9 protein-coding genes are annotated in these 8,620 nt (G+C 68.5%); 2 read left to right on the forward strand and 7 right to left on the reverse strand.

Features of this window, described 5'->3' with window-relative positions; genetic code table 11:
- Positions 1–23: 23 nt before the first annotated feature.
- The 6 genes from ABZZ22_RS22480 to ABZZ22_RS22505 all read right to left on the reverse strand — a co-directional run bounded on the left by ABZZ22_RS22480 (position 24) and on the right by ABZZ22_RS22505 (position 5,264).
- Complete coding sequence (locus tag ABZZ22_RS22480; RefSeq protein WP_354936154.1) at positions 24–701, reverse strand: ATP-binding cassette domain-containing protein; 678 nt, start codon at positions 699–701, stop codon at positions 24–26.
- The gene (gene urtD, locus ABZZ22_RS22485; protein ID WP_354936157.1) at positions 701–1,486 is read right to left on the reverse strand and encodes an urea ABC transporter ATP-binding protein UrtD; all 786 of its coding nucleotides are present in this window, start codon (positions 1,484–1,486) and stop codon (positions 701–703) included. The genes ABZZ22_RS22480 and urtD overlap by 1 nt, the downstream gene beginning before the upstream one ends.
- Entirely contained in the window at positions 1,483–2,619 is a 1,137-nt protein-coding gene (gene urtC / locus ABZZ22_RS22490) for an urea ABC transporter permease subunit UrtC (RefSeq protein WP_354936159.1), read from the reverse strand. The genes urtD and urtC overlap by 4 nt, the downstream gene beginning before the upstream one ends.
- Positions 2,616–3,500, reverse strand: a complete 885-nt coding sequence (urtB, locus tag ABZZ22_RS22495) for an urea ABC transporter permease subunit UrtB (RefSeq protein WP_354936161.1) — start codon at positions 3,498–3,500, stop codon at positions 2,616–2,618. Before urtB ends, urtC begins: the two co-directional genes overlap by 4 nt.
- A 4-nt stretch (positions 3,501–3,504) precedes the next feature.
- Complete coding sequence (gene urtA, locus ABZZ22_RS22500; RefSeq protein WP_354936163.1) at positions 3,505–4,746, reverse strand: urea ABC transporter substrate-binding protein; 1,242 nt, start codon at positions 4,744–4,746, stop codon at positions 3,505–3,507.
- A gap of 128 nt (positions 4,747–4,874) precedes the next feature.
- Positions 4,875–5,264, reverse strand: a complete 390-nt coding sequence (locus ABZZ22_RS22505) for a MarR family transcriptional regulator (protein ID WP_354936166.1) — start codon at positions 5,262–5,264, stop codon at positions 4,875–4,877.
- A 135-nt stretch (positions 5,265–5,399) separates the two neighbouring features.
- Between ABZZ22_RS22505 and ABZZ22_RS22510 the strand changes: the two genes are divergently transcribed.
- Positions 5,400–6,518 (forward strand): substrate-binding domain-containing protein, encoded by a 1,119-nt coding sequence (locus ABZZ22_RS22510; RefSeq protein ID WP_354936169.1) that lies wholly within the window; start codon positions 5,400–5,402, stop codon positions 6,516–6,518.
- Positions 6,519–6,572: 54 nt separating this feature from the next.
- Positions 6,573–6,995 carry a carboxymuconolactone decarboxylase family protein gene (locus tag ABZZ22_RS22515; protein WP_354936172.1) on the forward strand — a complete coding sequence of 141 codons (423 nt, stop codon included), beginning with the start codon at positions 6,573–6,575 and terminating at the stop codon, positions 6,993–6,995.
- Between the two features lie 36 nt (positions 6,996–7,031).
- On the opposite strand, the gene ABZZ22_RS22520 is transcribed toward ABZZ22_RS22515, so the two are convergent.
- Positions 7,032–8,327: a DUF222 domain-containing protein gene (locus tag ABZZ22_RS22520; RefSeq protein WP_354936175.1), complete on the reverse strand. Its 1,296-nt coding sequence runs from the start codon at positions 8,325–8,327 to the stop codon at positions 7,032–7,034.
- Positions 8,328–8,620 lie beyond the last annotated feature (293 nt).

Consider the following 8,620-nt stretch of genomic DNA (forward strand, 5'->3'; position numbering starts at 1 on the left):
CGCCAACTCTCTGGACGGCCGGCCTAGACGGCCAGCTGGGATCGGACGTGGTCGTGCGCCCCGGAGCCGCCGTCGCCGCGCGCGGTGATCCGGCCGGACTCGAGGATGTAGTAGGCAGAGGCCGTACGCAGCGCGAACCCGACGTGCTGCTCGACCAGCAGGACGGTGAGGTCGCCGCGACCGGTCAGCTCCGAGATCACCCGCTCGATCTCGGCGACCACGTTGGGCTGGATGCCCTCGGTCGGCTCGTCGAGGATGAGCAGACGCGGTCTGGTCAGCAGGGTGCGCGCGATCGAGAGCTGCTGGCGCTGGCCGCCGGAGAGCAGCCCGGCCCGTCTGCCGAGCAGGTCCTTCAACGCGGGAAAGAGGTCGATCATCTCGCTGATCCCGGCCCGGTCGCCGACCAGCTGGAGGTTCTCCAGCGCGGTCATCTCGCCGAAGCTCTGCTGGCCCTGCGGGACGTAGCCCAGGCCTCTCTTGACGCGTGCGCTCGGGCGCAGCGCGGTGACGTCCTCGCCGTCGAGCAGCACCCGGCCGCTCTTGGCCCGGACCAGCCCGACCGCCGCCTTGAGCAGGGTCGTCTTGCCGGCGCCGTTGTGTCCCATCAGCGCCACCGCGGCGCCGGTCGGGACCTCGAGGCTGACCTCGTGGAGCACCGTGGTGCGGCCGTAGCCGCCGGTGACCGACTCGATCCTCAGCATCAGTCGTCCTCCCCTGTCTTCTCGATCCCTGTCTTCTCGATGCTCGTCTCGGTCACCGCGGCGACCGTGTCTCCCAGATAGACCCGCTGCACCTCGGCGTCCTCCCGGATCTCGGCGGCCGTGCCCTCAGCGATCACCTTTCCCGCGTGCAGCACGGTCACGATGTCGGCGAAGCGTCGTACGAAGTCCATGTCGTGCTCGATGACCACAACAGTCCGCTCCGGACTGATCCGGCGCAGCAGCTCCCCGGTCGCCTCCCGCTCCTCGGCCGACATCCCGGCGACGGGCTCGTCGAGCAGCATCACCGAGGAGTCCTGCACCAGCAGCATGCCGATCTCCAGCCACTGCTTCTGCCCGTGCGAGAGCACGCCCGCAGGCCGGTCCGCCAGCTCCGTGAGCCCGACGGTCTCCAGCACCTCGGCGACCTGCTCGGGTGTCCCCCGCCGCGGCAGCATCAGCCTCCATCGCGCTCGGTGCACCCCGGCGGCGATGTCGAGGTTCTGCAGCACGCTCAGCTCCTCGAAGACCGTCGCGGTCTGGAACGTACGTCCCAGCCCGAGGCGGGTGATCCGGTGCGATGCCAGCGCGAGCAGATCGCGTGTGCGATAGCGTGCCTCACCACTTCCGTTTGCCAGTCCGGTCAGGGCGTCCACGAGCGTCGTCTTCCCGGCTCCGTTGGGGCCGATCAGGAAGTGCAGCCGGCCCGGCTCCAGAGTCAGGGACACCCCGTCGATCGCCACGAACCCGTCGAACTCGACCCGCAGGTCGCTCACCGTCAGGGTCATCTCGCTGCCGCCTCCTCGGATGCCGACCGAGGTACCTCGGTCTCGCCCTGCTTCCTTCGTGGAACTCCACGAAGGAAGTGATCGCCCACCGAGTTACCTCGGTGAACATTCAGCCGCCCGACCAGCCCCAACAGCTGCGCCAGCCCACCCGGCAACAGCAGGATGACCAGCACGAACAGCACGCCCTGGAAGTAGGACCACGACCCCGGGAAGGCCTCGGAGAGCGAGGTCTCGGCATAGCCGACCAGCAGCGCTCCGACGGCCGGGCCGAGCAGAGAGGCACGCCCGCCCAGCGCGACCCCGGCGAGCAGCCCGATGGAGGCGACCACGCCGACGTCGTCGGGCGAGACGATCCCGGCGATCGGCACGAAGAGTGCCCCACCGATGGAGGCCAGGACGGCGGCGATGACGTACGCCGCGAGCTTGACGTTGGCCGGGTCGGTCCCGAGGAAGCGCACCCGCTCCTCGCCGTCGCGGACGGCGACGAGCAGCTCGCCGAAGCGGGTGCTGTAGAGCCAGGCCATCGCCAGGATCGAGACCAGCAGGATGCCCGCGGCGATGAAGTAGAGCATCCGCTTGTTGGCCGGGTCGAACAGGGCGTACCCGAAGAAGCCCTGGAAGTTGTTGAGGCCGTTGGCACCGCCGGTGGTCTTCACCTGGCCGACGAGCAGGATCGCGAAGGCGGCGGCGAGCGCTTGGCTCAGGATGGCGAAGTACGCCCCCTTGATCCGCCGCTTGAACACCGCGAGCCCGAGCAGGCCCGCCACCAGTGCCGGCAGGACGAGGATGACGACGAGCGCGAGCCCGCCGTTGCGCAGGGGCTCCCACCAGCCCGGCACGGTGGCGTCGCCGTAGAGTGCCATGAAGTCCGGCACCCCGCCGGGGCCGGCGTCGGCGAGCTTGAGGTGCATCGCCATCGCGTAGGCGCCGATGCCGAAGTAGAGCCCCTGTCCCAGCACCAGCATCCCGCCACGGCCCCAGGCCAGACCGATGCCGACCGCCGCGATGGCGTAGCAGCAGTACTTCGCGAGCAGGCCGAGGCGGAAGTCGGACAGGACGCTCGGGGCGAGGACGAGCAGCGCGACCGCGAGCAGCAGCCAGCCGGCGTACGGAGAGATCTTCCTCATGCTCATGCCAGGCTCCTGGTCCGGACCGAGAGGATCCCCTGGGGGCGCAGCTGCAGGAACGCGACGATCGCGAGGAGGACGAGCACCTGCGCGACCGAGCCGGTCAGGGCGTGGGCGAGGAACGCCTGCAGCAGGCCGATCCCGAGAGCCGCGACGATCGTGCCCTTGAGGTGCCCGATGCCGCCGACCACGACCACCAGGAACGCCTGCACGATGTAGGACGTGCCGAGGTTCGGGCCGGTCGACCCGAGCAGCGTGAGCGCCACTCCGGCCACACCGGCCAGACCGGAACCGATGAAGAAGGTGGCCCGGTCGGTTCGGCGGGTCGAGATGCCGATGGTCTCGGCGAGGTCGCGGTTGCCGACCGTCGCCCGGATCTGCCGCCCGAGGGCGGTGAACCGGAGCACGGCCAGCAGCGCCGCGACACAGAGCCCGGCCAGGACGATGATGAAGAGCCTGGTCAGCGGGAAGTCGTAGCCCAGGATCGGGATCGACCCATCGAGCCACCCCGGCGCGGGCACCTCCTTGGCCGGAGCCCCGAAGATGTCGCGCGCGACCTGCTGCAGGACGAGACCGACGCCGTAGGTGACCAGCAGCGTGTCCAGGGGGCGGGCATACATCCACCGCAGCACGCTCGCCTCGAGCGCCAGCCCGAGCAGGCCGCCGACCACGAACCCCGCGGGGAGCGCGATCAGCAGACTCAGCTCGGTGCTGGCGACGATGGTCGAGACGACGTACGCGGTGTAGGCGCCCGCCATGATGAACTCGCCGTGGGCCATGTTGATCACGCCCATCTGACCGAAGGTCAGGGTGAGCCCGAGGGCGATGAGGAGCAGGACCGCACCGGCGGAGATGCCGGTGAAGACCTGGGCGAGGAGCGTGTCCAACGGACTAGTTCTTCCACCAGTCGTAGGACTTCAGGTAGGGGTCCGGCTCGATCGGCTCGTCGCTCGACCAGACCGTGTCGATCAGGCCCTCGGCGTTCACTTGGCCGACGAGCGCGGTCTTGGCGATGTGGTGGTTCTCGCCGTCGACCTCGACGGTGCCCTCGGGCGCGTCGTAGGTGACGCCGTCTGCGGCGTCGACGACGTCTTCGACCGCGAACGAGTCCGCCTCCTCGACCATGCCCTTCCACAGGTGCAGCGAGGTGTACGCGGCCTCCATCGGATCGGAGGTGACCGCCTTCGCGCCGTTGGCCGCCTTGAAGTCGGTGACGAACTTCTGGTTCGCCGGGCTGTCGATGGTCTGGTAGTAGTTCCAGGCGGTGTACTGCCCCTCGAGGTTGCCCACGCCGACGCCCGGGACCTCCTCCTCGGCGATCGAGACCGAGAGCACCGGCATCGCCGAGGCGGTCAGGCCCTTGCCCTTGTACTCCTTGAAGAAGGCCACGTTGGAGTCACCGTTGAGGGTGTTGAAGACCGCGTCCGCGCCGGCCGCCTTGACCTTGTCGACGACCGTGCCGAAGTCGGTCGAGCCCAGGGGCTGGTACTCCTCACCGAGGACCTCGATGCCGTTGGCGGCCGCGTACTGCTTGATGATCTTGTTGGCCGTGCGGGGGAAGACGTAGTCGGAGCCGACCAGGAAGATCGACTCGATCTTCTTCTCCTGCTTGAGGAAGTCGAGGGCGGGGATGATCTGCTGGTTCGTGGTCGCGCCGGTGTAGAAGATGTTGTGCGAGGACTCCAGGCCCTCGTACTGCACCGGGTAGAAGAGCAGCGCGTCGTTGCCCTCGAAGACCGGCAGCATCGCCTTGCGCGAGCTGGAGGTCCAGCCGCCGAAGACTGCCGCGACGCAGTCGTCCTGGATCAGCTTGGTCGCCTTCTCGGCGAAGACGGTCGGCTCCGACTGGCCGTCCTCGCTGACGATCTCGAGCTTCTTGCCGAGGACGCCGCCGTCGGCGTTGATCTCCTCGGCCGCCATGGACAGGGACTTGAAGACGGTCGTCTCGCTGATCGCCATCGTCCCCGACAGGGAGTTGAGGAAGCCGATCTTGATGGTGTCGCCGCTGGTGTCGACGCAGCTCTCGCTGGTCGCGGCGGCACCGGTCTTGGCGCCGCCACAGGCGGTCGCGGTCATGCCCAGGGCGAGCACCGAGCTGGCCGCAAGAACGCGGCTCGAGAATTTCGTACGCACGGGATGGGGGTCCTTCCATCGGACAATTGCTCTCGAATGGAAGGAATCTAGGGACGGGTTGTTTCCCCGATGTATCGGACTCAGTGAGGATTTGTTTCCAGACGGAAACGGCCCTCAGCCGACAAAGTTCAGGGCAGCTTCTCGAGCACGGTCCGCAGGTCGCGGGCGACCCTGGCGACGGCCTCGGTCTGCTGACGGGCGCGGATCTCCCGGGCCGCCGAGGCGCCCACCGGCGAGAGCGCGACCACGGCGCGGCGCTTGTCCTCGGCATGGATCTTGCGCAGCACCAGCCCGCGCTCGACGAGCCGGTCGACGTGCCTGGTCAGGGTGCCGGCCGGGAGCGCGGCGCCGTCGGCCAGCCGGGTCATCGTCTGACCGGGCTCGTCGAGCAGCACGCTGAGGATGCGCCACTGCTCCGCGGTGAGGTCGAACTCGGCGTACGCCTCGGCGAGCGCGCGCTCGATCCGGCGCTGCGCTCGGGCGAGCAGCACGGCGAGATCCGCTACGGCCGTCTCCATGACGTCCTCCCACGAATGTCTGTTGGATGCCCGCTGCGCCGAGGGCCCGACTCCCGTACCCTAACCACCCATCGGCTCAATGGTGAGTCATCCCGTCTGGTTCGTCTCGTCCCGTTCGTCTGGGAGCAGGTGCCGATGTCTCCGCCGTCGTTCACCCCGGCGTCCCATGCCCTGCTGGGCCTCGCGCCCCGTCCGCCGGGCGCTCTCTCGATCGGTTTCGTGGTGCCGATGCAGGGCCCGACCGGCATCTACGGTCCCGGCTGCCTGGCCTGCGGCGAGCTCGCCGCCGAGGAGCTCAACGCCGGCGGCGGAATCGCCGGAAAGCCGGTCGAGCTGGTCGCGATCGACGCCGGCCGCGCTCCCCAGGAGGTCGCCGCCGAGGTCGCTCGGCTCGTCGACCTCGGCCGGGTCGACGCGATCGCCGGCTGGCACATCTCCGCCGTACGCCAGGCGATCACCGCCCGCGTCGGCGGCCGGGCTCTCTATGCCTTCGCAGCCATGCACGAGGGAGGCGACGACACTCCTGGGGTCTTCATGATCGGGGAGCGCCCGGTCAACCAGCTGCTCCCCGCGACCGCCTGGATGCGGGCCAACCACGGCGTCTCCCGCTGGGCGGTGGTCGGCAACGACTACGTCTTCCCACGCGTCACCGGATCGACGGCCCGGCTGGCGCTGCGCGGGTCGTCCTCGGAGGTCGTGAGCGAGACGTACGTCCCGCTCGGGACCCGTGACTTCGCCGGCGTGCTGCGTGGTCTGGAGACCGGCGACCAGGACGGGGTGATCATGCTGCTGATGGGGCAGGACGCGGTGCACTTCAACCGCCAGTTCGCCGCCACCGGGCTGAGCTCGTCGCTGACCCGGCTGAGCCCCGCCGTCGAGGAGAACACCCTGCTCGCCGGCGGCGCCGGCGCCAATGCCAACGTCTTCGCGGCCGCTGCCTACTTCGACGGCCTCACCACCCCCGAGTCTGCCGGCCTCGCCGAGCGCTACCATCTCCGCTTCGGCGAGTATGCGCCCTCCCTCAACGCCGTGGGCGAGTCCTGCTATGAGTCGCTGATGTTCCTGCGTCAGATCGGCGACGCCAGCGGCGGGCTCGAGGTCGAGCCCGCGCTGCGCCTCACCGACCACCACAGCTACTCCAGCCCCCGAGGCCTGATGCGGATGCACGGCAACCTCGTGGACCAGGACGTCTACATCGCGGCCGCCGACGGCCTGCGCTTCGAGATCCAGGAGCAGATCGCGTACGCCTCCTAGCAGCTGCGCCGATCCGTTGACTTCGAGCGCGCTCCAGCTCCTAGCGTGCTCAGCATGACCTTCGAGAATCCTTCCGAGGACCCCGCCTCCCGCGCAGCTCGCCACGACCACGGTCGCGAGATCCTCGACGCGATCGACGGTGAGGCCGGTGCCCGAGTGATCGATTCCCTCGCCGACATCGCCCCGGAGCTGGGGCACCAGATCGCCGCCTGGGGATTCGGCGAGATCTACGCACGCCCCGGCCTGGAGCCGCGGGATCGTCAGCTCGTCACTCTCGGCATGCTCACCGCCCTGGGTGGCTGCGAACCCCAGCTCGACGTCCACATCAATGCCGCCCTCAACGTCGGCCTGACCCCGGAGCAGATCATCGAGGCCTTCCTCCATGCCGCGGTCTACTGCGGCTTCCCGCGAGCCCTGAACGCCACCTTCACCGCCAAGAAGGTCTTCGCCGAACGCGGTCTCCTCCCCCTCGACTGACCTCGGAGCACTCTCTCCTCCACCCACTCCGACGAGTCACGCTGCGAGCGCATGGTCGACGATCATGTCGCGCAGCACGAGCTCTCCCCGCGACAGGGGTGGTGGGTCTGGTTGCCAGGTGTCGGGTGGCGGACTCACATAGGTATGGCCGGTGGGTGTGATGGTGATGATGGTGCCGTCTGGTCCTGGTCTGGCCTGCCAACCGAGGGCCTCTTTCGCTTGATTGCATCTCTCGCACAACCCTTGCAGGTTCGCGGCGCTGGTCTTGCCGCCGTCGGCATGGCGCTCGACGTGATCGACGTTCCGGATCGGGGCGTCGCAGCCGTTGGTGCGGCAGATCCCGCCATCGCGAGTAGCGATGAACTCGGCCAGACCCTCGGGTGCTTTGCGGGAGCGGGACTCCATCGCGACCAGGTTCCCCGCAGGGTCGGCGAACAGACGACGGACGAAGACCTCGGCATCAGCGAGCGACTCACGCGCCCAGGCGGCAGGGACAGGTCCGTAGCCCTCGACCATGGCTGGCTGGTCGGCGTCGTTGGCGAGCGAGTCGGCAGTCATGATGATTTTGACCTCGATCCGAGGCTTCGCATCGGTCGCGCTTCGGCCGGTGACTCGGTCGACGAGGATGTCGGCCATGACCTGCCCCCGCGTCCGCTCATCACCGACCGCCTGCGCGGCCTTCGCTGCCTGATCCAATGCCGCGAACACCGCGACCCCGTCCTTGACCGGCAACAAGGCACCGAGCCAGGTCATCGTGTCCGGTGCCGGCCGCACGCTGACCCGACGATCCTTCTCCGCGCTCGCTGCACGAGCCACGACGGATTCCTGGTCCAGGGTGATGGCGAGCTTCTTGGCGGCGTTCTCGAGCTGCCGACGCCCCATCATCACCACCGCTGGCGGCTCACCGTCCGGGCCGTGGGTGCAGAGCTGGTAGTCGATGACCCGGCGATCTTCTAGTGAGAGGCAGGCGGTTTCGCGGGCGAGGATGGTGGCCTGCCACTGCGAGAACAATCCGGCTTTCATCAACCCGAACGTGTGCGGCATCTCCGCAACAAGAATCTTCGCCAGACCGAGCAGCTTGGCTCCCTTGGCGGGTGAGACTCGTCGCGCGAGCGCGATCTGGGAGGCGACGCCTTCGCCGAGCTTCCGGGCAGGGACCCCAGCCTCGGCCTGCCGGACGCGGGTGGCTTGATCGAGGCGTACCGCTGCTTCTGCCTGAACGACCTCAGCCGCGCACTTCACTTCTTCGAGCCGGCTGATCCAGTCGACCAGCTCACCCTCGGACGCACCCACAGGTGGTCCGGCAAGGAGCTGGTCGACGGTCTCGTTCATACGCCCAATTATATGCCAAACGGCACCGCGGCGCTACCTGTTTTTGCTGGTCAGCCCAAATTTACGCAGTCCGTGAACAGGCAACCTGATCCCCGCGCCACACCCTCGCCGCCGCCCCGATAATGGCGAAATCTTTCTCGATCAGGTGCCGGGTCAAGGACCGCGAAGCGGCCGGCGAAGCCGGCGGGCCGAAGGCCCGTCCTTGACTGTGAGGATCGACAACGCAGCCTGATCCTGTTGGGCTGTTGCCGAGGATGACGGGACGTGACCCTGTCCTTGACTGGCCCCGGGTG

The organism is Nocardioides sp. NPDC006273 (genome assembly GCF_040613495.1).
GTDB lineage: Bacteria > Actinomycetota > Actinomycetes > Propionibacteriales > Nocardioidaceae > Nocardioides.

What these genes read in the sequence shown, in the direction of transcription:
- ABZZ22_RS22480 (WP_354936154.1), bottom strand. Translation starts at nt 701, where the DNA reads ATGCTGAGGATCGAGTCGGTCACCGGCGGCTACGGCCGCACCACGGTG.
- urtD (WP_354936157.1), bottom strand. Translation starts at nt 1,486, where the DNA reads ATGACCCTGACGGTGAGCGACCTGCGGGTCGAGTTCGACGGGTTCGTG.
- urtC (WP_354936159.1), bottom strand. Translation starts at nt 2,619, where the DNA reads ATGAGCATGAGGAAGATCTCTCCGTACGCCGGCTGGCTGCTGCTCGCG.
- ABZZ22_RS22505 (WP_354936166.1), bottom strand. Translation starts at nt 5,264, where the DNA reads ATGGAGACGGCCGTAGCGGATCTCGCCGTGCTGCTCGCCCGAGCGCAG.
- ABZZ22_RS22510 (WP_354936169.1), top strand. Translation starts at nt 5,400, where the DNA reads ATGTCTCCGCCGTCGTTCACCCCGGCGTCCCATGCCCTGCTGGGCCTC.
- ABZZ22_RS22515 (WP_354936172.1), top strand. Translation starts at nt 6,573, where the DNA reads ATGACCTTCGAGAATCCTTCCGAGGACCCCGCCTCCCGCGCAGCTCGC.
- ABZZ22_RS22520 (WP_354936175.1), bottom strand. Translation starts at nt 8,327, where the DNA reads ATGAACGAGACCGTCGACCAGCTCCTTGCCGGACCACCTGTGGGTGCG.